At 39.8% G+C, this 24,000-nt stretch carries 28 protein-coding genes; 26 read left to right on the forward strand and 2 right to left on the reverse strand.

The window, feature by feature from the left end; translation table 11 throughout:
• The first annotated feature begins 29 nt into the window (after window positions 1-29).
• The 10 genes from I6758_RS13750 (at window position 30) to I6758_RS13795 (ending at window position 7,374) form a co-directional block, all read left to right on the forward strand.
• Entirely contained in the window at window positions 30-737 is a 708-nt protein-coding gene (locus I6758_RS13750; protein ID WP_196605791.1) for a hypothetical protein, read from the forward strand.
• A 6-nt stretch (window positions 738-743) separates the two neighbouring features.
• Window positions 744-1,256, forward strand: coding sequence for a PcfJ domain-containing protein (locus I6758_RS13755; protein WP_196605792.1), 513 nt, complete (start codon window positions 744-746; stop codon window positions 1,254-1,256).
• A 21-nt stretch (window positions 1,257-1,277) separates the two neighbouring features.
• A complete protein-coding gene (locus I6758_RS13760) occupies window positions 1,278-3,710 on the forward strand; it encodes a virulence-associated E family protein (RefSeq protein ID WP_196605793.1) in 2,433 nt (810 codons plus the stop codon).
• A 296-nt stretch (window positions 3,711-4,006) separates the two neighbouring features.
• On the forward strand, window positions 4,007-4,288 hold the full coding sequence (locus I6758_RS13765) for a VRR-NUC domain-containing protein (RefSeq protein ID WP_196595936.1): 282 nt from the start codon (window positions 4,007-4,009) through the stop codon (window positions 4,286-4,288).
• Window positions 4,278-5,648: a DEAD/DEAH box helicase gene (locus tag I6758_RS13770; RefSeq protein ID WP_196601781.1), complete on the forward strand. Its 1,371-nt coding sequence runs from the start codon at window positions 4,278-4,280 to the stop codon at window positions 5,646-5,648. The genes I6758_RS13765 and I6758_RS13770 overlap by 11 nt, the downstream gene beginning before the upstream one ends.
• A complete protein-coding gene (locus I6758_RS13775; RefSeq protein WP_196601724.1) occupies window positions 5,645-5,830 on the forward strand; it encodes a hypothetical protein in 186 nt (61 codons plus the stop codon). The genes I6758_RS13770 and I6758_RS13775 overlap by 4 nt, the downstream gene beginning before the upstream one ends.
• Window positions 5,831-6,012: 182 nt before the next feature.
• Window positions 6,013-6,522: a dATP/dGTP diphosphohydrolase domain-containing protein gene (locus I6758_RS14990; RefSeq protein ID WP_231038684.1), complete on the forward strand. Its 510-nt coding sequence runs from the start codon at window positions 6,013-6,015 to the stop codon at window positions 6,520-6,522.
• Between the two features lie 23 nt (window positions 6,523-6,545).
• Window positions 6,546-6,812, forward strand: coding sequence for a hypothetical protein (locus I6758_RS13785; protein WP_196595440.1), 267 nt, complete (start codon window positions 6,546-6,548; stop codon window positions 6,810-6,812).
• Window positions 6,809-7,024: a hypothetical protein gene (locus I6758_RS13790; protein ID WP_196595441.1), complete on the forward strand. Its 216-nt coding sequence runs from the start codon at window positions 6,809-6,811 to the stop codon at window positions 7,022-7,024. The genes I6758_RS13785 and I6758_RS13790 overlap by 4 nt, the downstream gene beginning before the upstream one ends.
• A 41-nt stretch (window positions 7,025-7,065) precedes the next feature.
• Complete coding sequence (locus tag I6758_RS13795) at window positions 7,066-7,374, forward strand: hypothetical protein (RefSeq protein ID WP_196595442.1); 309 nt, start codon at window positions 7,066-7,068, stop codon at window positions 7,372-7,374.
• A gap of 157 nt (window positions 7,375-7,531) precedes the next feature.
• Here I6758_RS13795 and I6758_RS13800 read toward each other — a convergent pair whose 3' ends face one another.
• Together I6758_RS13800 and I6758_RS13805 are read right to left on the reverse strand one after the other, a co-directional pair.
• Window positions 7,532-7,948 (reverse strand): type II toxin-antitoxin system HicB family antitoxin, encoded by a 417-nt coding sequence (locus tag I6758_RS13800; RefSeq protein ID WP_196595443.1) that lies wholly within the window; start codon window positions 7,946-7,948, stop codon window positions 7,532-7,534.
• Between the two features lie 22 nt (window positions 7,949-7,970).
• Entirely contained in the window at window positions 7,971-8,159 is a 189-nt protein-coding gene (locus tag I6758_RS13805; RefSeq protein ID WP_196595444.1) for a type II toxin-antitoxin system HicA family toxin, read from the reverse strand.
• Window positions 8,160-8,455: 296 nt separating this feature from the next.
• On the opposite strand from I6758_RS13805, the gene I6758_RS13810 reads away from it, so the two are divergent.
• The 16 genes from I6758_RS13810 to I6758_RS13885 all read left to right on the forward strand — a co-directional run bounded on the left by I6758_RS13810 (window position 8,456) and on the right by I6758_RS13885 (window position 23,999).
• On the forward strand, window positions 8,456-8,977 hold the full coding sequence (locus tag I6758_RS13810; RefSeq protein ID WP_196605794.1) for a hypothetical protein: 522 nt from the start codon (window positions 8,456-8,458) through the stop codon (window positions 8,975-8,977).
• A complete protein-coding gene (locus tag I6758_RS13815) occupies window positions 8,955-10,802 on the forward strand; it encodes a phage terminase large subunit family protein (RefSeq protein ID WP_196605795.1) in 1,848 nt (615 codons plus the stop codon). Before I6758_RS13810 ends, I6758_RS13815 begins: the two co-directional genes overlap by 23 nt.
• Complete coding sequence (locus I6758_RS13820; protein ID WP_196605796.1) at window positions 10,803-11,000, forward strand: hypothetical protein; 198 nt, start codon at window positions 10,803-10,805, stop codon at window positions 10,998-11,000. It abuts the gene before it with no gap.
• Window positions 11,001-12,623: a phage portal protein gene (locus I6758_RS13825; RefSeq protein WP_196605797.1), complete on the forward strand. Its 1,623-nt coding sequence runs from the start codon at window positions 11,001-11,003 to the stop codon at window positions 12,621-12,623.
• Window positions 12,620-13,744: a head maturation protease, ClpP-related gene (locus I6758_RS13830; protein ID WP_196605798.1), complete on the forward strand. Its 1,125-nt coding sequence runs from the start codon at window positions 12,620-12,622 to the stop codon at window positions 13,742-13,744. The genes I6758_RS13825 and I6758_RS13830 overlap by 4 nt, the downstream gene beginning before the upstream one ends.
• Window positions 13,744-14,115 (forward strand): head decoration protein, encoded by a 372-nt coding sequence (locus I6758_RS13835; protein WP_196603306.1) that lies wholly within the window; start codon window positions 13,744-13,746, stop codon window positions 14,113-14,115. Before I6758_RS13830 ends, I6758_RS13835 begins: the two co-directional genes overlap by 1 nt.
• A gap of 16 nt (window positions 14,116-14,131) precedes the next feature.
• Window positions 14,132-15,187 (forward strand): major capsid protein, encoded by a 1,056-nt coding sequence (locus tag I6758_RS13840; protein ID WP_196605799.1) that lies wholly within the window; start codon window positions 14,132-14,134, stop codon window positions 15,185-15,187.
• 13 nt (window positions 15,188-15,200) lie between these two features.
• Entirely contained in the window at window positions 15,201-15,416 is a 216-nt protein-coding gene (locus tag I6758_RS13845; RefSeq protein WP_196605800.1) for a hypothetical protein, read from the forward strand.
• On the forward strand, window positions 15,413-15,766 hold the full coding sequence (locus I6758_RS13850; RefSeq protein WP_196605801.1) for a head-tail joining protein: 354 nt from the start codon (window positions 15,413-15,415) through the stop codon (window positions 15,764-15,766). The genes I6758_RS13845 and I6758_RS13850 overlap by 4 nt, the downstream gene beginning before the upstream one ends.
• On the forward strand, window positions 15,766-16,359 hold the full coding sequence (locus I6758_RS13855; protein ID WP_196605802.1) for a hypothetical protein: 594 nt from the start codon (window positions 15,766-15,768) through the stop codon (window positions 16,357-16,359). The genes I6758_RS13850 and I6758_RS13855 overlap by 1 nt, the downstream gene beginning before the upstream one ends.
• A gap of 8 nt (window positions 16,360-16,367) precedes the next feature.
• A complete protein-coding gene (locus tag I6758_RS13860) occupies window positions 16,368-16,877 on the forward strand; it encodes a hypothetical protein (RefSeq protein ID WP_196595454.1) in 510 nt (169 codons plus the stop codon).
• A 13-nt stretch (window positions 16,878-16,890) separates the two neighbouring features.
• Window positions 16,891-18,201 carry a phage tail tube protein gene (locus tag I6758_RS13865; RefSeq protein ID WP_196595455.1) on the forward strand — a complete coding sequence of 437 codons (1,311 nt, stop codon included), beginning with the start codon at window positions 16,891-16,893 and terminating at the stop codon, window positions 18,199-18,201.
• A gap of 15 nt (window positions 18,202-18,216) precedes the next feature.
• Window positions 18,217-18,558 carry a hypothetical protein gene (locus tag I6758_RS13870; protein ID WP_196595456.1) on the forward strand — a complete coding sequence of 114 codons (342 nt, stop codon included), beginning with the start codon at window positions 18,217-18,219 and terminating at the stop codon, window positions 18,556-18,558.
• Between the two features lie 107 nt (window positions 18,559-18,665).
• A complete protein-coding gene (locus I6758_RS13875) occupies window positions 18,666-18,887 on the forward strand; it encodes a DUF1799 domain-containing protein (protein WP_196595457.1) in 222 nt (73 codons plus the stop codon).
• 4 nt (window positions 18,888-18,891) lie between these two features.
• The gene (locus tag I6758_RS13880) at window positions 18,892-23,652 is read left to right on the forward strand and encodes a transglycosylase SLT domain-containing protein (RefSeq protein WP_196595458.1); all 4,761 of its coding nucleotides are present in this window, start codon (window positions 18,892-18,894) and stop codon (window positions 23,650-23,652) included.
• Window positions 23,649-23,999, forward strand: a complete 351-nt coding sequence (locus tag I6758_RS13885) for a hypothetical protein (protein ID WP_196595459.1) — start codon at window positions 23,649-23,651, stop codon at window positions 23,997-23,999. The genes I6758_RS13880 and I6758_RS13885 overlap by 4 nt, the downstream gene beginning before the upstream one ends.
• Window position 24,000: the final 1 nt, after the last annotated feature.

Consider the following 24,000-nt stretch of genomic DNA (forward strand, 5'->3'; position numbering starts at 1 on the left):
CAGCATTTTATAAATGGGCACCAAAACTTGTGAATAAAAAGGCGGTCAAATATCTGGAAAGAGTAGTCTACAGTACAAAAGACTGGCTATATATCTGCAACGATGCTAGGTTTATTGCAATCCGTAATAGCACAAATTTGCCAGAAGGGCCACTCGAGGCCGCTACTTTACAACCATTAAAAGATGACAACGCACAATATGATGTAACATACAACCGTCGTAAAAGCTTTATAGGTCAATGGTTAAATATGAACAGTGAAGAAACAGTGTCTATCGTGCCAGCTGATTGGCTATCAGCGGTGAAAATACTCGAGTCAATTATGTGTGCAGTTAGACTGTCCAATAAAAAAGTGGTACCTGTACTGATTACTGCGCAAGGAGATAAGGTTAATGCTCAACTACATTTACATGAAGAAACCCATAATTTCGATACCATACGTGGGGCATTGCCATATAAAGGTAGTTGGAAAGGTTGGGCAGTTGTAGATGTTAAACTGCTGGCGGAAACAATCAGATTGGCCAAGGCATTAACGGGGGAAGACGAGTCTTTAATTATGAGCTTTATACGGTATGAGCGGGATATAGGACAAGCACGGCGTATTAAAAATTTTGAAGAAGGCACGCCAAGTCCTTTTTTAAAATTTACAAGCACTGATCTGAAAATAATAATCGCAGGATTTAGGATGCCTCTTAAACCTTATAAGGACCTGAATATATTTGAAACAACGGAGGATTGATATTTAATGAATGGCATAGCTAACCAAATGAAACAACAGTTAGAGGTTTTGGACGATTTGAAAAAATTGCAGGACGAAGCAGAAAAAGAAAAATTGTTTGGCAATTCTACGAATGAAGAACATAAAATGATACCTTTTGATATTGATAATCCGTTATGCCGTCGCCTGGCCATGCAGTCAGACCGGATAAAATTTTTTCTGCCAGGTACCTCTTTTGATTTATACACCGCGGGCAAAAAACTTAAAAACTGTGTGGGGGCATACGTAGACGAGGTTAAAAATAAAGAAACGCAGATAGTTTTGGTATCCGATGATAAAGGCAAATTAGTTGTATGCATAGAGGTTAAAAATAATAAAGTCGAACAGGCTAAATTATTTGCAAATAAATGCGTGTCTACGGATCCGCTGTTAAACGCAGAAGTGATTGACTGGGCTGAAAAGGCGAAAATAGACTGGCAAGGCTGCAGCGATATCAAGCAGAGAGATAACTATTTGATGCCTTTACCGGCTGCCGTATGACCATGAAGGAAGGTGTACAACATGCGGGCAAGCGAAAAGCCGGCAGTCTCAACAATAAAACATGACGGTGAAATTAATATCGCCGTTGGTCATAGCCGAAAATCCAAAGCCTGGAAAAATAAAATGCTGCTCTGGTCAGCGCTTGTCAAGAGGCTTAGTGAGACAAAGCGCACAAATGAAACAGCAGCAATATACCGAAAATTATCAAAGCTGAAGCAGGATGAAATAAAAGACGTTGGCGGCTTTGTAGGCGGTACCTTAAAAGGTGGCCGCCGTACCGCTGATAATGTTGGCTGGCGTCAAATAATAACGCTTGACGCCGACTTTGCGGATAGCGACTTTTGGGATAATGTTGCTATCGGGATTGGTGGCTGCGCGGCTCTCGCCTACAGTACACACAAGCACACCAAAGATACTCCGCGCTTTAGGCTGGTACTGCCGCTGTCACGAAGCGTAAACCCTGATGAATATCAGGCGATAGCCAGAAAAATTGCAGATAATATCGGCATTGATATGTTTGATGATACCACTTATCAGCCGCACAGGCTGATGTATTTTCCGAGCACTCCCGCTGACGGCGAGTTCTATTTCAAGTTTTATGACGGTCCGTGGTTTGACGCCGATAAATGCCTGGATACGTATCCAGACTGGACGGACCAAAGCTATTGGCCAACCAGCTCAAGACTTACCGATGCAATAAAAAAACATGCGGCAAAGCAGGAAGACCCACTGGATAAAAAGGGAATCATTGGCGCTTTTTGCCGGACCTACACAATACAAGAGGCCATATCAAAATTTCTGCCTGATGTCTATGAACCCTGCGGCGCTGATGACCGGTATACCTATAAGGAAGGCTCGACCAGTGCCGGGGCAATCGTGTATGACAATAAATTTTTATACTCGCACCATAGCACAGATCCTATCAGTGAGATGCTGGTAAATGCTTTTGATCTCGTCAGAGTGCACAAGTTCCGCGGTATGGATGAAGACGCATCGGAAAGCACAAAAACAGTCAGCCTGCCAAGCTACAAAGCTATGCAGCGTTTAGCTGCGGATGATGATAAAACCAAAATTTTAATAGGTCAGGAACGATTAGCAGAAGCGCAGACTGATTTTAAGAATGTAAAAACCGATAATGGTGAATGGCTGAAAAAGCTTGATATTAACAAGTGGGGTGCATATGAAAATACCCCGAAAAACGTAAAAGTGATCTTAGAGAATGATCCCAATCTAAAAAACTGTTTGGGGAGTGATGAATTCGCTCACAGATGGATAATATTAAATAATCTGCCTTGGCACGATAAAAGCAAAGGTGTCGTATGGCGTAACGAAGACGATAGTATGCTCAGGAACTATTTAAGCGACGTTTACGACATTTCCGGCAAGGATATCATAAATGATGCATTGGTTGAGGTCGTTGACAGACACAGCTTTCATCCAGTTAAGGAATACATCAGAAAACTGCAATGGGATGGCATACCACGACTTGAAACGCTGTTTATAGACTATCTGGGGGCACAGGATACAACCTTTAATCGCACTGTTTCCCGTAAAACCTTAGTGGCGGCAATAGCAAGGATTCTAAGCCCCGGCTGTAAGTTTGACTATGTGTTGACCTTTATCGGGGCGCAGGGGATAGGCAAGAGTTACATGCTAAAAAAGCTTGCCGGTAAATGGTGTTCAGACAGCCTGACAACTCTTTCCGGCAAGGAAGCAATGGAAGCAGTGCAGGGATTCTGGATTATAGAACTCGCCGAATTATCGGCTCTTAGAAAATCGGAACTGGAAGCCACGAAGCAGTTTATAACCAAACAGGAAGACAGCTTTAGGCCTGCATATGGCAGGCGCACAGAGCAGTATCCAAGGCAATGCATATTTATTGCCACGACAAACGAAAATGACTTTATACGGGACCAGACGGGGGGCCGCCGCTGGTGGCCGATGCTGGTAGATAAGGGCAGCGCCAAGCGTACTGTAAAGGATTTGACGCAGGATGAGATAGATCAGGTATGGGCTGAAGCCAAGCACTTTTATGATACGGGAGAACAGCTATATCTGCCGGATAACATGGAAATTATAGCAAAAGAACTACAGGAGTCACACACAGAATCAAGCCCGCTGGCAGGCATGATAAGCGAATATCTTGATAAGCTGCTTCCAGAGAACTGGGAAAGCATTGATATAGGCGAAAGACGGGCATTTATTAATGATGATGGCTTTACATCTGAACTTAAGGGAACTGTACAGCGGGACCGCGTTTGTGCCTTAGAGATATGGATAGAACTACTGAATGGCGATCCCAAACGGCTTGACAGGTTAAAAGCAAATGAGATAAACGGCATTTTACGCAAAATGCCGGGCTGGGAGGCATCAAGAAATGGGTTAAGATTTGGACGGTTTTATGGTTTTCAAAGAGGTTTTCAAAGAGGTTTTATTAGAAAGGATGAGAGCTAAAATGGGTGATACAAAGTCTGATACATTGAAAAAGTTTGTATCAGAAATATTTACAATATTACACTTTTTAGTAAAAACAGCAAGACTTGAAAATGATACAATCTAAAAATGTGTATCGGGTTTTGTATCACCTTTTAACGCAGTAACCGCAAGGATAATATTCTTCTTGATACATTGATACAAAATATATATAGAGAGTTTGAAAGTTAAAATAATACATACATATGTACATATACGTTTTAACTTTCGATATACATTACGCGCGAGAAAAAAAGTTTGTATCAGGGGGTAAAAAAATGCTTGAAAGAGACCTGGAACATAAATTTAAAAAGGAGGTACAGAAACGACTAAATGCGTTTGTCTGGAAATTTGTCAGTCCGGGAATTGCAGGAGTGCCGGACAGATTGGTAATCCTGCCGAATGGCAGATGCATTTTTGCAGAGCTGAAAAAAGAGGGTGAAACATTACGCCCTTTACAGCTTTACCGCAGGCAGCAGTTACAAAAAATGGGTATGGCTGTCTGGGTTATCGACAGCAATGAAAAAATACGGGAGTTTATAAATGCCTATAAAGTATGAACCGCGGAATTATCAGGAGTACTCAAAGAATCGAATAATCGACACGCCGGCCATAGCGTTAATGCTTGACATGGGGATGGGCAAAACAGTGTCCACATTGTCAGCGGTGGAAGATTTGATGTATGACCGCTTTGATATCAGAAAAGTTTTGGTTATTGCACCGCTGCGAGTTGCGCAGACAACATGGAACGATGAGTGCGATAAATGGTGGCATACCAGTTATTTAAAAATATCTGTCGTAGTCGGGGATTTAAAAGATCGCACAGCGGCGTTAAACCAAAAAGCTGATATTTACACGATAAACCGGGAAAACGTGCAATGGCTCGTAAACTATTATGGACGTAACTGGCCATTTGACATGATTGTGATTGATGAGTCATCAAGCTTTAAAAATCCACAGGCTAAACGATTTAAAGAGCTAAAAAAAGTCAGGCCACTAGCTAAACGGGTTGTTGAGCTTACCGGGACGCCAAGGCCAAACGGGCTGATGGATTTATGGAGTCAGATATATCTTTTGGACCGTGGTGAGCGGTTAGGCCGGACAATAACAGCCTACCGGGATAAATATTTCACGCCGGGAAAACGTGACGGCCATATTGTTTACAGCTGGGAGCCGAAGCCGGCAGCAGAAAAAGAAATATATCACCGGATAAGTGATATCTGTATCAGCCTTAAAAGTGAGGATTATATAAAACTGCCACCCATAATCTATAACGAGGTAAAAATAGATCTGCCGGCTGGTGTAATACAAAAATATGAGGCTATGGAAAAGGATTTGATCATGGCCATGGGCGATAAGGTTGTAACCGCTAGCAATGCGGCTGCCCTGACAAATAAATTGTTGCAGATGGCCAGCGGTGCAGTTTATGACGAGGATAAAAACATAATCCGGCTGCATGATTCAAAAATAAATGCCTTATCCGAAATTGTGGACTGTAACGAAGGGAAAAACATAATGGTGTTCTATTACTTCAAACACGATTTAAAACGTCTTAAAAGGGCATTTCCGACAGCGAGAGAGCTATCCACAGTTAACGATATACGTGACTGGAACAACGGAAAAATAAAAATGGTTTTAGTGCATCCTGCCTCCGCGGGGCATGGATTGAATTTACAGCATGGTGGCAGCATAGTAGTCTGGTTTAGTCTTAACTGGAACCTTGAGCTATACCAGCAGGCCAATAAGCGCCTGCATCGTCCGGGGCAGAAAAGTACAGTCGTTATAAACCTGCTGATCGCAAAAGGTACAAAAGATGAGGATGTAATAAAGGCCTTGCGGTTAAAAGATAAAGGTCAAAAATATATGCTTGAAGCTATAAAAGCAAAAATTGATAAATTTAAAATTGGAGGCGTGAAATGAATATTTACGCGCTCTATCAAGGCGAAGAATATTCATATACAGGTACCATATACGAAATAGCTGAACACCAGCACATCAAAATATCCAGTCTTTATGGATATGGAACGCCAGCCCGTAAAAAGCGAATGAAACCGGGTAGCAAGCAGAAAATATTAATAAAATTGGAGAAATATAAAGCATGATAAAAATAGAAAGTCAGAATAAGGGGATGCCGCTATGGTGTGCAAACTGCAAAAGTGAATATGATGTTAAACTTATAAGCTTACAAAATTCCGAAATTGATAGAAATATAATTCCACTGTGTAGGGATTGTCGTAAAAATTTGATGGAATTGTTAATGTGTGATTTGGAGAGTGATAACAATATGGAACGCGGGAATTATATGAGTATTGATAGGGTTAAGAGGTTTTCAGGCATAGTAAATATACCGCCGGAGCAAATTAAATGCCGTGAACCTAAACCACCAGTCAGGCCATCGTGTGTGACAAAACATAAAAATCCTGCTGGCTTTACACCAAAACCGGTACCCGAGGTAAAACAGGCTGTGAATGAGCTGGTTGAGCCGGTAAATAAAGCATTTCCGCAGGATAATTCACAACCCACAGATACCACAAATAAACAATTTCCGCAAGATAGCGAAGAAAATGAATACAGATACCTTAATGCCGCATGGCTTGATGAAATTGCAACCGGATTAACCGCAGGAATTAAAAAACATCCCGGAGAAACATGGCATGATATCCCGGTCAATGAACATCTTGCAAGAGCGTTTAGACATATAAATCTCATGCGTATAGGTGATAGATCGGATAATCATATAATAAACGCGTCAATGCGGCTGATGATGGCATATGTAGTTGACAGGAATAAATAAACTTAAACGGAGGAATAAAGAAAATGAAATTATTATCACGAACAGAGAATTACACACTTAAAATAGCAGAAGCTATTGCAGCCTGTGCTGATAAGGATACAGATTATTATATTGGTGAACCACTCACAAACGATAACCTAACAGATTTTTTTACAGCGTTATTATGTGCCTATATGTTTACCTTAAACAGGGTAACAGGTCAGGAAAATGATCTACTAGATATCATCGCAATAGCTAATAAATTGGCATTTCAGTATATAAAAACAAGTGATGAGGAGTCTGACGAATGATAGACGAAATCTTAGAATCGTATGAAATGCGTGCAAAGGCAGCTGAAGAAAAAGCTCAAAACTATGAAGCAGCGCTAAATCGTGCTATATATGTGATTATAGAAAACGCGAACCACACTTGCAAAGGCTGCCCGCTAAAGGGCTCTGGGCTGCCACGAAATCAGAATAGCTGCCGAAATAGATTAATCGAATATTTCACAAATCGTGACTAAATTGTAAGCACCAATGAATAATAACATAAACGAGGTAAGCAATGAGTAAAAAAATAATGTGTCCTATTTGCCTTAGTACAAAAGGTGAATACCATGAAATGATATATAAACCAGACGGATATTTTAAATGTCCGCACTGCAAGTCTGAAGTTTGGCCAAACCAATTACCGCCCGATGAACTTGAAGTATTTTATGGGGAAATGGCTAAGACACACTACTCTACGGATGCATTGCCTGCGGGTGAAGCATTGAAAGGTAGAGGAGGCAGCGGAAACGGGAAAAAGCATAAGGCTAAATCTGATAAACCAAGTACGACAAAGCTTTATAAGCAGCTTTTTAAAGAGACTTGACATTTGACAGAAAGTAAATTACAATAAAATAGATTTGTATACCTATTTTTAAATCAATAACAATTCAACACATCGGGTCGTCTGAGAAATCAGGCGGCCTTTTATTATGCAAAAAAATAGCGCTATCATATACTGATGGCGCTAGAATACTATTTATTTAACCTATATATGGAGGTTTACGAATGCCCAAGTGATGCTTTAAAGATTCTTGTAAAATATGTGAGTAATTTACATGATGTTTTTCTGCGGCATCATTGAGCCATTTTGGAATCGTTAAAGTTTTTTTAACAGATTTATTTGCCATTTCATCTCTGACAAGCGGCATCCAAACCTCAACTAGATTTACGAAGGCATTATCAGGGAGAGTTACCTTATGAGGAGAGGTAGCGGCAGGAATTTTTTCACCATCTTCTTCTAAACCGTAAAGGTGTAATTCTAAAGCTTCTTTAGCAGCTGATAATGATTCTTCTACAGTTTCACCGCTGGTAACGATACCGGGTAAATCGGGAAATGTTATGCAATATCCATGCTGTTCACCTGGTTCGAAGATTGCTGGGAATATATATCTATCCATTTCAAACTCCTTTCAGGGGCTATTAAAGCCCCGCTTGTTTTAATATACTTTTTATTACTTTAGGGTCTAAATCTTTTTTAGGATGTTGTACCGTTACTAATCCTTTTTTAGTGGGGTGTTTAAGCTGACGATGGTCACCACGAGTTCTTACTATATACCATCCATCCGCAAGTAGTATTTTCAAAATCTCTCTTGATGAATAGCCTTTCATGTTTTCCCTCCCTATGTTTATATTATAGCACGTGTTGTAATACGTGTCAATATAAAGAATAAATATTTTAGCGTATCAGCAATGCTGGTGCGCTTTTTCTTATATCTCAGTGTAGATAAGTAATAATTGTTATTTATTACGTAATTAGATAATTAACAATTATTACTTGTTGAATGCTATTAAGGTACTTCCAGCAAATCGGCGCGCCGCAAGGGTCGCGAAGCCCCCGGCGCTTTTTTAGATATGAAGTTTTTTTAAGCCTTGTTTGTACACTTGGCTTAAGCGAAGGTGATAAAATGAAAATTTCACGTGATTTAAAAAAATTAACAACTACCCAAACAGAAATGGCAAAAATACTTGGAATTACTCAACAGCGGGTTAGTCAACTCATAAAAGATGGGGTAGTAGTTCGCGATAAAACTAACGCTGTCTTGGTAATTGAAACATTGAAGAATTATTACAAGGTGCATAGTGATAGCGAAGCCAGCGAAAAAGACATCCAACTTGATCATGAACGTGCGATTCATGAAAGGGTAAAACGTGAAATTTCCGAAATAAAATTAGCTGAAACCAGAAATGAAGTTCACAAAACTGAAGACATAGAAGTTATGTTTGGCAGCATATTTACAATTTTTAAAAGACGTATGCTTACAATTCCTCATAAATTTGCAAAATTGCTTATTGATAAATCTCCAGATGAAATTAACAGTATGCTTGAAAAAGAAGTTAAAGCGGCACTCGTTGAGTTATCATCTGCTGACTTATCTCAAATAGGATCTTATGGTGGTGAGGGTGATGATACCGAAGAAGACGGTTGATTTATTTCAACGTTTGCTAAAAATGGTGGCACCACCGCCAAGTATGAGTGTGGGGGAATGGGCAGGCTCCTATCGATTTATACCTGATGAATATGGTGCTGAACCCGGGCCATGGGATTTAAGCCGCGCTTCATACCAAGAACCTATTATGGATTCTTTCACAGATAAAGGTGTCCATAAAGTTGTGGCCATGCTTGCGGCACAACTAGGAAAGTCAGAAATTCTTTTTAATGTTCTTGGTAGATACATACATTTGGATCCGTGCCCTATGCTTATGGTTCAGCCAACAATAGAGGATTCAAGAGATTGGTCAAAAGAACGTTTTACGCCAACAGTTTCGAAAACCCCTGTGCTTGCTCAACGCATCCATGAACAAAAATCAAGAAACGGTGAAAATACGATCTTAAAAAAGCTTTTTCCTGGCGGTTATTTGGCGCTGGTTGGTTCAAATGCCCCATCAGGATTGGCAAAACGTTCTATCAGGGTTTTACTTTTTGATGAAGTTGACCGTTTTACCAAGTCGGCAGGAACAGAAGGGGATCCTGTTGACCTTGGTATTAAAAGAACATCTAACTTCTGGAATTATATTATCGGCCTTTTCAGCACCCCTACGGATGCGGCAAGTCGTATATATCGTGAATATATGCTTGGTACACAAGAAGAATGGCGGTATAAATGTCCTAACTGCGCTGAATGGCATTGGGTAACACTTCACGACATGGATTATAAATATGAATCATTTGAAATTGATGGTAAGAAATCTTACCGTGTTGATGCTGTGAAATGGCGGTGCCCCGATTGCGGTTTTGAATTTAGCGAAAATGAAATGAAAGCAACTCCACAAAAATATGTCACTCTTAATCCAAACATTACTGATGTCCGGTCTTTTCATGTGAATGCCTTTTCAAGCCCTTGGCTGTCATGGAATGACATTGTAAAAGAATATCTTATTGCTAAACAAAATGGTCCTGAATCATTAAAAACTTTTATAAATACTCGTTTGGCTGAATTATATAAACCGATTGGAGAATTAAAAAATATAGATGTGTTGCTTAAACGCAGAGAAGAGTATAAGGCGCAGCTCCCTGATGGAGTATTAGTTCTTACTGCTGCTGTTGATACGCAAGATAATCGGTTAGAATACGAGATTGCCGGCTGGGGTAAAGGTGAAGAACGCTGGGGAATAAAAAAAGGTGGCATACTTGGTGTTCCCGATCGGCAATCTACATGGGATGCCCTTGATGAACAACTTGATAGGGAATATGAGTTTGCTGATGGCAATCGTATTAAAGTTGCCAGGACATTTATTGATTCGCAAGGCCATTATAGTGATGATGTTTATAATTATTGCCAAAAGAATATATATAAACAGCGGTATTCGATAAAAGGTGCTTCGCTATATGGCGTGCCGCTTATCGCGAAATACGCTAAGGCTAAGGGGCATCCTGGATTACCGCTTGTTATGTTAGGTACTGATAATGGTAAGCAATATGTTTATCAAAGGCTAAAAGAAATAACTGAACCGGGGCCGTCATATATGCATTTTCCAAGTAATGAGGATAATGGATATGATGAACGGTATTATAAGGGCCTTCTAGCTGAACGACTTGAAGATAAGATGGTAAAAGGTGTTATTAAAAGGGTATGGGTCAATATAGCTTCTGACAAAAGGAATGAACCTCTCGACCTTCAAGTTTATAATCTTGCCTGTATAAAAAGTTTGAATCCTGATTGGAATGAGTATGCAAAATTGTTAAAACCGGCTGCGCAGGAAAAAAAAATCGAAGATGGGCAATATGGTTGTATAAAGAAGGGTGTGATTTAAATGGCAGATGATATTCAAGGGCAGCGATTACAGAACTATCTTGATGCTGAACAAAAAGCCTTAAATGGGCAGGAATGGCAATCTGGTGGAAAAAGAGTCCGCCGCCCTGACCTTAATTCTTTAAATACCGGAATTAATCAGCTGTTGTCAAATAATACGGCAGTAAGATCAAAACAAATTATACTGAGGGATTTATAAATGTCAAAAAAACGCAGGGCGCGTATGCCAACAAAAGGAAAAATAAATATTGCAAGACGTACTTTAAAAAATACTGGCTACTCTGAAAATGGTGCAAGCTATGGTAAGGCATCAATGGCTGGCTGGGACGTTGTTCGCAGCAGTCCTACTTCTGATATTATTACCAATCTCGGCACTTTAAGAGCAAGGTCAGCCGATCTTACAATGGGCGCTCCAATTGCATCAAGCGCTATCAATACTTCAAGAACAAATGTTATAGGCGTTGGATTAAGTGTAAGCCCAAAACCCAAATATAGCGTTCTTGGAATTACAGCAAAAGATGCTGAACAATGGGCAAGGATGGTTAAAAATGAATTTGATGTATGGGCATCTTCAAAATTCTGTGATATTTTCAAGAAAAATAATTTCTATGATATGCAGGATATTGCTTATATGTCATATCTTGTTGATGGTGATAGTTTTGCTGCTTTTAAATATCGTACACCACAACCTGGAATGCCTTATGCGTTAAGAATTCAATTATTTGAAGGCAGCAGGGTATGCAATCCTGGCACACAGGGAGTAATTAGTTCTGTTTCTCCATGGATGGTAATTGTCCAGAATCCTAATAATGGCAACCATATTATTGATGGGGTTGAAGTTGATGTAGACGGTGCTGTAGTTGCGTATTGGGTATGCAATAAATACTTATATGATCCAACGAACATGACTCAATTACCCGAATGGGTACGCGTAGAATCCTTTAGTCCGCAGACTGGACAACCGAATATATTACAAATTGGTCATGATGAACGTCCCGAGCAATATCGGGGCGTTCCGTATTTAGCACCAGTACTTGAAAGTTTAAAGCAAGTCAGCCGTTATACAAGTGCTGAATTAACAGCAGCGATCATTAAAGCATATTTTACGGTCTTTTTTTCAGAAGAAGTTCCAAATACAGGCGGCGCTTTTCCGCTCAATGAAGGCATTAAGCCAAGAGATAAAATAACACTTGATCCTGATAAATTCGAACTTGGGCCTGGTTCAATGAATGTGCTGCCGCCTGGCTATAAGGTTACATCAATGGATCCGCAGAGAAGCTTATCAACATTTGAACCGTTCACGCAGGCTCTAATAAAGGAAATAGGCGCGGCGCTTGAAATACCATATGAAGTATTGATTAAATCGTTCAATTCTTCTTATACGGCAAGCAGGGCAGCATTATTGCAGGCGGGTTCAAATTTTAAAATGCGGCGTACATGGTTTGCAAGAGATTTTTGCCAGCCGGTATTTGAAGCTTGGCTTGCTGAAGCTATTACGATAGGAAGAATAAAAGCACCCGGTTTTTTTGATGATCCGCTTATCCATAATGCATGGTGTAATACCGATTGGTATGGTCCTGTAATGGGAGTTTTGGATCCAATAAAGGAAGTGCAGGGGGCTGCATTACGTGTTCAATATGGCATTTCTACACGTGAAAAGGAAACAGCGGAAATGACAGGCACTTCATGGGATGAAAATGTGGAAAGATTAGCGATAGAAAAGCAGACAATGCAAAGGTTAGGCTTGCCACTTGAAACAGCGGTTGTACCAAGCTCTGATCGTTCAGAAAATGAGCAAAACGGGGAGATGAATAAGACATGAAGTTTTGGAATTTTAAACCTGTTGATGGTGGTGCAGAACTCCGGATTGATGGAGATATTGTTGACGATAATGCTATCTGGATGTATGAATGGTTTGGTATTAAAGCTGCTTCACCGAATACTTTTAGGGATGAACTTAATAAATATTCCGGACAGAATATAACAGTCTGGATAGATTCTTACGGTGGTGATGTCACGGCTGGGGCTGGTATATATAACGCTCTTAAAAGCCATAACGGAAAAGTTACGACTGTCATAGATGGTAAGGCAATGTCGGCAGCGTCGGTTATTGCTATGGCTGGTGATACTGTCCAGATGTCGCCTGTTGGTATTTTGATGATTCACAATCCATGGTCAGAAGTATCAGGAGAAGCGAAGGATATAAGAAAGGTAGCAGATGTACTTGATACCGTAAAAACAACCATTATGAATGCTTATCAGCAGAAAACAGGTAAATCTGTTGATGAAATAAGCCAGATGATGGATGATGAAACTTATATGGATGCGCAAAAAGCTAAAAATTTAGGCTTTATTGATGAAATTTTGTATCAGGACGAAGGACAAAAGCCACCCATTCAAAACTCGCTTATGTTTACTCGTTTTGCTATACAAAACAGCGGAAATGCCGATTCATTTAAGAAGTTTATTGAAAAAAATAAGAAAAAATTAATTGAAAATAAGGAGGAATTACCTTTGGAAGAAAATAAAATCAATACGCTGGAGGATTTGCAAAAAGCTTATCCGGATTTGTATGGACAAATTGCTCAAAACAGTATAGAAAATGAAAGAGGACGCATTTCAGCACTTGAAAAAATGGATGATCCACAAAATGAAGCGCTTCACGCTATAATAGTGGACGCTAAAAGCTCTGGTAAATCAGAAAAGGACATAAAATATGTAGTAGATATATTAAATAAGTATCCTGCAGCAAAAGAATCAGAATATCAAAAAAACGATGGCAAGGATTTTATGAAAGATGTCATAGAGGATAATAAAAAATCTGGTGTTGATAATATTGCATCAAACGGTAAATCAAAAATTGAAAATGAAGAAACTGAGCGTAAAAATGCGGTTAAATTCATGGTAGAAGCAATTAATAAAAGAAATGGAGTGAAAAAATAATGAGCGAATTAGTAAATACAGCAGCAACATTTACTTATGATCCTTTAATCGGTGGCCCGATACCAGCACGATTGACAAAAAACGTAACTATAATCAGCGGGGCAGGGGTTTTAGCCAGAGGTACAGTCCTTGGAAAGATTACTGCATCAGGTAAATACACGATTGTAAAAAGTACAAATACTGATGGCAGCCAGACTGCTAATTGTGTTTTGGCTCAAGCAATTGACGCAACAAATGCTGATGTTATAGCCACGGTATATTTACGTGGACGGTTTAACCGCAGCGCCTTGATATTTGGCGGGACTGACACAGCAGATACGCATGAAGACACCTTGCGTGATCTTGATATTTATCTGACGAACGTACAATAAAAAGGAGATGTAAATAATGGGATTAGATATCAATAGTACTTACACACTTTTGCAGGCATTAGAAGAAAGTTATCCGCCTCAGACACTTTTCAGGGACACTTTTTTTCCGAATGAAAATACTTTCAATACTCCTACTGTATTAATTGATTACAGAAAGGGAAGTCGTGAACTTGCGCCATTCATTGTTAAAAATGGCAGCGGAGTAACTATGCAGCGCACTGGTTTTCAGACAAAACAGTATGAGCCACCAATGATGGCACCTCAACGTCCCACTACTATAAAGGATATTGAAAACCGCTCTTTCGGTGAAAATGTATTTTCCGTTCAGACTCCGGCGCAGCGTGCTCTAGTTTTACGCGCTAAAGATATGGCAGAACTTCAAGACATGAATGTGCGCCGTATTGAATGGATGTGCGCTCAGCTAATGTTATATGGTGAATTTAATGTTACTGGCTATGCAGATGACGGAAAAACAGCTTTAGTAGATACTGTAACATTTGCTGACTGGACACAGAAGCTTACTTTATCTGGAACTGATTGCTGGAGTGCGACTACAGGTACTCCTTATAGTGTTATGCAGGATATGTCCAAAACAATAGCTCGTAATAGTGGTAAAGTACCAGATATCGCTATTTGCAGCTTTAAAACAGCAGACGCAATCATAGAAAACAGTGAAATGCTTAAGTATTTATCTATTCCAAACAGAGATAATTTAACTCTTATGCAGTTCCAGCCGCGTATTACTGCACCTGGTGTAATGTTCTATGGTTTTATTAGTTCTTTAAATCTTCAGATATGGGCTTATGATGGTGTATATGATGATGGCACAGGAACTTTGCAGCAGTACATTCCTGACGGTTACTTCATTATGGGGGTTCGTGGTCGTGGTTCTCAGCTTTTCGGCGCTGTGACTCAGCTTGAACAGGATAATGTTTATAGAACCTATGAAGGCAAGAATGTACCGAAAGTGTGGAGCGAAGTAGGAAAAGATACTCAACTGATACGTGTTGCATCTAAATGCGTGCCAAAACCAGAATTTATAGATGACTGGTATACTGTAAAGGCATTTTAAGGAGGTCTTATTGATGGATATTTTAGTTAATAAATTTAAAGTAAGGCACAACGGTAGGACTTATAAAAAAGATGATGTTATTAAAGGAATTTCCGATGATGAGGGCAAAAAATTAGCTGCCGCTAGTAACGGAACCTTAAAAATAATAGCAGGAACTTCTGATGAAGTAAAAAAAGATACGCAGCTTCCTGATGTTGATCCTAAAAAAACCATGGGTACCAAAAAATGACATTGAAGGACGATATGCTGGCTGACGTTGACAGTGTTTTTTTTAATTCTGATGAAATGGCAGAAACAATTACTTATACATCAGATGGCGTTGATAAAAATATCTCAGCACTAATTGAAATTGGCACTTCGTCAGGAGAAAAACGGAACTTAAAGGAAAAAGACCGTAGCTATGGTGATGCTACTTTTACTATTAAGCAGTCAGATATTCCCAAGCCACATACTGGCGATAAGATTTTATACAATGGTAATAAATATACTTTTGATATTATAGAGCAATGTGTGAATGGCATGTATGATTTACGATTTGCATCTAAGGAGTCAGCTGTCAGTATGGGGAGGTTGTCATAATGGAATTACAAATAGAATATGACGATATGGCAGTCCCTTATTTAAAAGATTTGGTTGCTAATAATCCGAAATGGATTGCTAGTGCATTAAAATCTGCTGCTTATCAGTCACAAAAATTAATAAAGTCTGGCATTCAGTCAGGTGCACCGGGTGACGAATCTTACACGCCCTTAATGCCTGATAAATTGCGACAGGCGCTAGAAATGGTACTGGGTGGTAATGTTAAATCACATTATCAGATAATGGGCCGCTTGAAACAAGCTGTAGGTTACGATAAGACACGAGCTGATGAAGGTGTTGTTACTGTTGGTTGGCTCAGCGGTTCAGCTGTAAATTTAGGCAGCAAGCAGCAGGAAGGTTTTACAACCGAAGTAACTGATAATGTACGTCGGGCATTTGCGGCAGCGGGCATTAAGCTTGCAAAGGGCAAGACAGAACTGACTATTGCGGCTCGTCCTACATTCCCCCCCATATTACCGGATGTCAATGTTACTGCTATGCAGACAGTACAGGCTAAGCTTGTATCTTATATCTGCGGTAATGATGTAAGATCTACGGCAAGTAGTGCTCGTATATATAAGGTTTATAAGTAGGTGAGTAAATGGAAATGACATTGCCGTTATGGTCAATATGTTCCAAATGGCTGACGGCGCTCGAGCAATCAAATAAAATTCAGGAGTTCTGCCAAGCTAATTATGGGAGGGCTCCTATTTTTTTAGGCGGCGCAAATCCAAGGCAGGCACCTGATGAAGATTTTTGTCCTTACATTCTTGTAATGCCAGGACGAAAAGGCGAAGGTTCAGACCCGCTTACTTATACAGTCGGGGTTGCTTGGGTAATCGCACAGCCAAACGTGTTAGTAGATGGCGTTAAAAAACCGTTTAATGACTATTCGGAAGCAAAAGAAATTATCATCTCCGGCATGCAGGAATGTGATGAATTTGGACAGATGATTTTTGAAGTATTACAGACCTGTGCGGAAGAAACAGGCTATCCTATTTCAAAAATTGAGTATGATATTTCTCCGGTCACCGCTTTCCCGCAGTTTGCCGGAGTTATGTTAGCAACAACTAATATTGAACCCGCTATGGGTGAGATTTTGACATATTGAAAGGAGATTGACAATGCAAGCAAAGGGCATGAAAAGCATTCTTAATCTAGTATTTGAATCTACATACGGGGTTCTTCCATCAACCGGAACAATATATCGTATGCCGTTCAATAAGAATGCTTTAACTTCTAAGCAAAATCAAATAGCATCAAATACGATTACTGGGCGCAGGGATGCTGTGCAACCTGGTTTAGGACAGATTGATGTATCGGGGCAACTCGATTTACCGCTTGATGTCCGTAATATAGGTCTGGCTTTAAAGGCAGTTATCGGTGTGCCGACAACCACTTCTTTAAGTACGTCAGGCAACTTAATTTCTAATAGTCCGATTGACGTAACTTTAGAAGACTGGACAAAAATAACCACAGGATCTTTTCATATTTCAATTGATGGCACTGCCTCCGATGTAACAGGTATTACGTTCGCATCTGTAGTGTCTATGTCTGCTATTGCCACAGCAATTCAAGCAGCAATACAGGCGGCTAATACAAAGTTTAGTGCGGTAATAGTATCTTATGATGAAGGCACACAGAAAATCACAATAACATCAGGTACGACTGGTGCAACAAGTTCTGTTAGTCAAATGACGGCGGCAGCATCGGGAACATATTTAGGTGATTTGCTTAATATGACTAATGGTGTATCAACAACGGGTGCAGCGCTTTATCAGCATGTATTTAAAGTTGGCGATAGCGTGCCATCTTTGACAATTGAAAAAGGGTTTTCTGATATTGGCAAATATTTTCGGTACCTGGGTGCGAAAGTTAATAAATTTTCGCTGACTGCCCAAGTTGGAAACAATGAAACAACTTACACAATGGATATGATGGCGGCTAACGAAGTGGAAGCGGCTGTACCTCTTACCGCAGCTCCAAGTTCTTTAGCATTATTACGGTTTAATAACGTAAATGCCGAAGTAAAAGAAGGTGGCAATACACTTGCTACATGCCGTAAAATACAGCTCGATATTGATAATGGTTTAGATGGCGATACTTATTGTCTTAACGGTTCTGGTATCCGTCCAGCTATCAATGAAGGTGTTTTAACTCCGTCAGGCTCGGTTGAAGCATTATTTATTGACACATCTTTGCTCGATAAGGCAATAAATGGTACCGAAACATCTTTGGAATTAATTTACAGCAATGGTCAGTACAGTTTAAGTATTAAATTACCTGAATTGCTTTTTGAGCGTGCTACCCCTACTGTAGATGGGCCTAAAGGAGTTACGGCTACATTAAGCTATAAAGGTTATTACAGCAATGATTCGGGCAATTCAGCGGTTATTGCTACACTTATTAATGATGTATCATCATATGCAGGATAATTGGAGGTTTCATCAATGACAGATGAAGAAAAAAAGAATCAGGAAAAAGCTAAACAGATTTATAAAGAACAGCAGGAATATATTGAAAAGTTGATTACGGAAAAGAAACTGCCAGAACTTAAAGCGCTTACTCGCAAACAACGTAAAGAACTTGATGAGTCACATAATAATTATTTAAAAGAGGTATTCACGGATAAACGTAGTCCTCTTGTTGTGCAGGAAGGCTGCTATGACTGGATTTTGGATAATGTCTATAAATCTTTTAATTTCTCTGATCTGCCTAATAATGTATGCTTAGCATTTGGACGTATGGTATACGATCTGACCTATGGAGATAAATTGTCCGAAAAAAACTAATAGATGTCTGGTCATGGACCTATGAATGGGCAGACTATTGCGAATCATGTAAGGCAGCCGGAGAAAATACGGATTGCGAAACTTGTGACGCAAAACAGACTGAACTAATGCCAATAAATTATGTTACATATAATTTATGGAGTCGTACGCAAACTCAATGGCAGTGGTCAGGTGGAATGGTGCCTGTATTGGCAGGGCTTAATTACTTGGCCATGTTTGCTATAGCAGAACAGCTTGATATTGATGTTTCACCAGGTATGCTTTTAAAGATCCAAGCGTTGGAAGCTTACACGATAGAAAAAATCAGGAAGAAAATGGAAAGAAAGTGATATTATGGCTCAAAATGATGTACAAATCAACATTATAGGTAAAGACGATGCGACAGGAGCTTTTCGGTCCGTATTATCATCCGCTGAAAAAACATCACGTAGCATACAGGGTTTAGGTGGTAATGTAGGCTCGTTAAATTCCACCCTTTCAAATGCCGGCACAAGCATAATGTCGCTTAATTCTATTCTTTCCAACACTACAAGTTATGCTTTAGCTATAGCAGGTGTAAATGGACTTGGTGATGCTATGCATTCAACTATCGGGGCGGCGCTTGAATTTTATACTACAATGCAGACCGGTGCGGTATCTCTTGCGGGGTCTTTAATGTCTATGGGGCAGATCAATGGAGAATCCCTTACATGGAATCAGTCATTAAGTATGTCTAAAGAACTTATGCAAGAACTTAGTGATCAGGCATTAGTAACGGGGGCCTCAACAAGAGAAATTTCTGACGTTTTCAGGGCAATGTTGCCGAACGCCTTGAATGCCGGAATGTCTATTGAACAGACGTTGAAATTAGCGGGTACCCTAACTACAACTGGTAAATCATTAGGCTTAAACGGAAACATTTTAATGCGTGATGCACAGGATCTAATCAGTGGTAAAAATGTTCAGCGTACAAAATTAGGTGCCGTTTTAGGTCTTACTAATGAAGATATTCAGCAGGCCAAACAATCAGCTAATGGATTATTTAATTTCCTAAGCACCAGACTTCAAGGTGAAATGGAAGCCAATCAAAATTACCTTGAACTACTAGAAGGACGCTGGAACCATTTAAAGGAAGCGATGGCTCGTGTCGGTGGTTTAGGTGCAACGCCATTACTGAAATCAGTAACCGATGAATTAGCAAATATAGCCAACCAGTTTGTTAAAATTAACAATCAAACTCGTGAGGTAGAATATGTAAATCCGGATATGATAGAAGGAATTGCATCTGCGGGGCAGGTTTTAATGAACTTTGGCAATCAGTTTCAAAGATTCGTTACAGATATCAGTGGTGTAGGCGTTCCGGCACTACATGCACTTGGTGCAGGCATTGATTTTGTATCACAGCATGCTGCCATAATGGGTGAAGTTTTAATGGTTACGTGGATAGGCCGGGGCATTAATTCTTATATCTTGGATTATAGGAATGTATTAAATGGCGCGACAGAAGCAGAAACCTTCTTAGGGCGTGCCGCTCTTAAAACAAAAACTCAACTGCAAGCACAAACAGCGGCCATGACGGCGCAAAAGACGGCATATTTAAAAGAAGCACAAACATCAATGGCGACTATTGCTGCTACTTCTGCCCCGAAAGTCAGTAAAACAAATATTGCTGCAGAAATAGCTTTAGAAGCACAGTTGGGGCAGGTAGTGACAAATACTACTAGCGCTGAAACACGTAAAATGTTAGCCGCTACAACTGCTGCTACTGCTTTTAGAGGTGCAAACGCTGCCCTTTTGGCTGGTGAAAACGAACTTGCTATAAAGATACTAGAAACAAATACTTCTTTAGATGCGCAGGGGGTTGCTGCGGGTACAATGTCAGCTCGTGCTGCAAGTGCCATCGAACTTATCCAAATGGGTGAAACTGAACTTGCTCAAAAAATATTAGAAACTAATGCCGCTTTTGATTGGCAGGGAACAGCTGCAGCGACAGCAGGAGCAAAAGCTGTTGAAGGCGCAACTGCGGGTACAGCAGCGCAAGCAGCTTTGACGGGTGAAGCTGCTAATACAGCAACTGTTATAGCTGGGGCCGGGGCTACTGCTGAAGTTACGGGCGGCAAAATGGTTACAGCTGGACGTACGGCGACAACTATTGTAAAAGATTTAGCATCTTCTGTATTTACGTTGGCTGGAGGCTGGGTAACAGTTGCTCTAATGACAATGTATGCCACTTCTAAGCTTGATGATTATTTCCAAAAAGAACAAAAATATACTAGAGAACATACGTTTCAAGCACCTAATGGGCAATATTATACTTATCAACAAAATGGTGATATAACACCTGCCGCTAATTCAGAAGGGCTGCCAAGTTACGGAATCGATTCATACTCGTCAAAACTATTCGGTCAGTTTGGTATAGGGATGAGTAGTTCCAATAGCATTGATAATTATAATGATGAAGATATAAGGGAACAGGAAGCCGCTAAAGAACAAGCTGATTATGATGCTGAAATACAAAAAGAAGCTGATGAAGAAAAATCACAACAAGATCGTTGGCTGGCTATCCAAGAAAAGCTATCACAGGATCCTCACTATTTAGATACCCAAAAAGCAATTAAAGATTTAATGGGGCAGGTAACAGGTAAATATTCTGGTGACGATAACGATAAGTCGACTCAAAAGGCTGCTCGTCAGCTTGCCCACCAAGAACAGCAGATTGCTGAAGCCAATAAACAATATTCTGACACTATTAATAAAAATGCGCAGCTTATCAAACAGGCTAACGATAAAATAAATAGTATTTTAGCCAGCCTTGATGAAAAAATTCTTGATATAAATGGGACGCAGCTGCAAATTGATTTATCAAAAGATAAAAAAGAATGGGCCGATATTGTTAAACAAATTCACGGAGCGGCTGTTAATTTAAAGACCCTGAGCTATACAACGGCTCAACATACCACTATGGGCGGCGGTTTAGGTGCAGACCTTTATAATATAGCCGCATCAAAAGACGGCATGCCTTATCAGCTTGGTGGTGATGGTGTTTCTTATACTGATTGTGGCAAATTATTTGTTGATGGCATTGAACAGGCAACAGGAGTGTCTATAGGTAGGACAGTAGATGCTATTGAACAATATGCATCGGATAATGGCGCTTGGCATCCGGCAGGCGATGGGTATATGCCAAATGTTGGTGACGGTGTTGTTGTATTAGGCGGTGATCATATTGTTATAAGCAACGGTGAAGGCGGATATGTTGGTGCTAATAGTTCGACAGGTGTGGTTGAAAAAAACAGTGTTGAAGGAGATTTCGGAGCGCCAGTTGGTTATGTATCGGTGTCTCAATTATTTCCCGAATATAACGCGCAGCCGGACATTAGTCAATCACAGGCTGCCATTCCACAGACTGATGCAGTTGGGGTAATTACAGAAGCGGCAAAAGAATTAGGCTTTGATAACGTACCACTTTTGATTGCGCTGGCCATGCGTGAATCTGGTGGTGACGATGTTAATAATATCAATGAAGATGCCTATAATCCTGATTCTGATGCTCGTGGCATGTTTCAGATCACGCCGGGGCAAGATGTTGCTAATGATGATGGCAGTCGTTCTAATATTTCTGCCCTTTATCCAGCTTATGATACGGATCCACTTGAAAATGCTAAAGCCGCAATTACTATATTACAAGATAAGATAAATCAATATGGCGATATATGGGAAGGCGTTAAGCATTATGGTGAAGGCACAGACGAATATGAAGGACAGGTTCAGGCTGATTATAATAGTTTAGGTGCTGGCGTAAATTTAGCGCCTACTTCATTTTCTCGATATACACCGAACGGGACTCAGCTTGCCTTAAGTCAAAATAGCCGATTAAAACAGATATCCGATACCAAGGCTTACCGTGATTGGAGCATAAGGCGGCGCAAACAGATTGAAGAAACGCTTTATATGAATGATGAGTTAAGTCCTGACCAAACCGCTAGAGGCAGTGCTATTCGTGATAAAGCACAAGCTGATATAAATGCCAATAATGACCAATTCAAGGATTTTGTGAAAACATCTGGATTGAATGATAAAGATACACAGGTTGCTCAAAATTATTTAGATGACCTAAATAAAAAAGTTAAGACTAAGATGGAATCAGATTTACGTGATTTAGCAAGTACTGAGCATGATGAAATAAAACAACATCTTTCTGATATGAGCTATTTACAAAATGACTACGAAAGTAATTTAGATATTAAGCAACAAAAGGAATTAGAAAGATATATCAAGGTCCTAAATGAAGAATTAAACCAAACAGATATTTCATACAAGGATAGGCTCGCATTAACTAAGGAACTTGTTGAAAAACAACAGGAATTAGCTGAAAACAAAGGTAAATATTCAACAAATGATGCTTGGAAGTCCACTATGCGTGAAATGAAAAGTTATCAAATGGATGCACAGTCAAGTATGAAAAGTGGATGGAATAGCGTAACCGGTGATATCGAAGGTGTATTTAGTGATCTGCTGACAACAAATAAGTCATTTTCAGAACGCATGAAAAACCTGTATATAGATGTTGGTAATACTATTCTTAACACTATGACAAAGATTATTATGCAGGGACTTGTCATGAACAGTATTATGACCATATTTGGCAGTAATACAGGTGCATATTCGGGTCCATCAAGTGCATATGATATTGCATTTTCCAAAATGCAATCACTTTTGACTGATTCAACATCATCTGGGGCTGGATATACTTTCGGCAGTGCATATACCTTTGGTAATGTGTCTGCTTACGCCAGTGGGGGTGAAATGGATAGCGGATATGCTCTTGTTGGTGAAAATGGTGCAGAACTTATACACACAAATACACCAGGTTATGTTTATAATGCAAGAGAAACAGCAGATATCTTAAATCGCACTGCAAATAATAATAATGCTGCTGTGCATGGTACTCCATCTGTTCAAATGACTTTAGTAAATAAAACAGGGCAGCAGATAAAAACAACTTCCGGCAACGTAAAATTTGACGGTAAAAAATATGTGGTATCCGCTGTATTGGAAGCTGTTGCCAATAATGAGTCTAACATCAGAAATATATTTAAGGGGATGGTAGGATGAGTGATGCAATTGCATTTCCGGGCATTATAAAACCATCCTATGGAACTACTATAGACCCGGAAGATACAAGCCTTTTAACAAAAATGGACGATGGTTCGCAGGTCGGGCGCCGTAAATTTACGAAAAGCCGTATATCATGGAAATTGAAGTGGGATGCCATCACAAAAAGTGACTATCTAATTTTATCAGATTTCCTGCGGAATACTGTTTATTTTTCAGCGTTAACATTTGAGTGGGTATGTCCTTTGGATAACACAACTTATACCGTAAGGTATACGGCAAAGGAAGAATTCGAGACAAAGGATGTTAATACCCTGACAGGTTCTATTACATTAACGGAGGCATAAG

This window comes from Pectinatus haikarae (assembly GCF_015732185.1).
GTDB lineage: Bacteria > Bacillota > Negativicutes > Selenomonadales > Selenomonadaceae > Pectinatus > Pectinatus haikarae.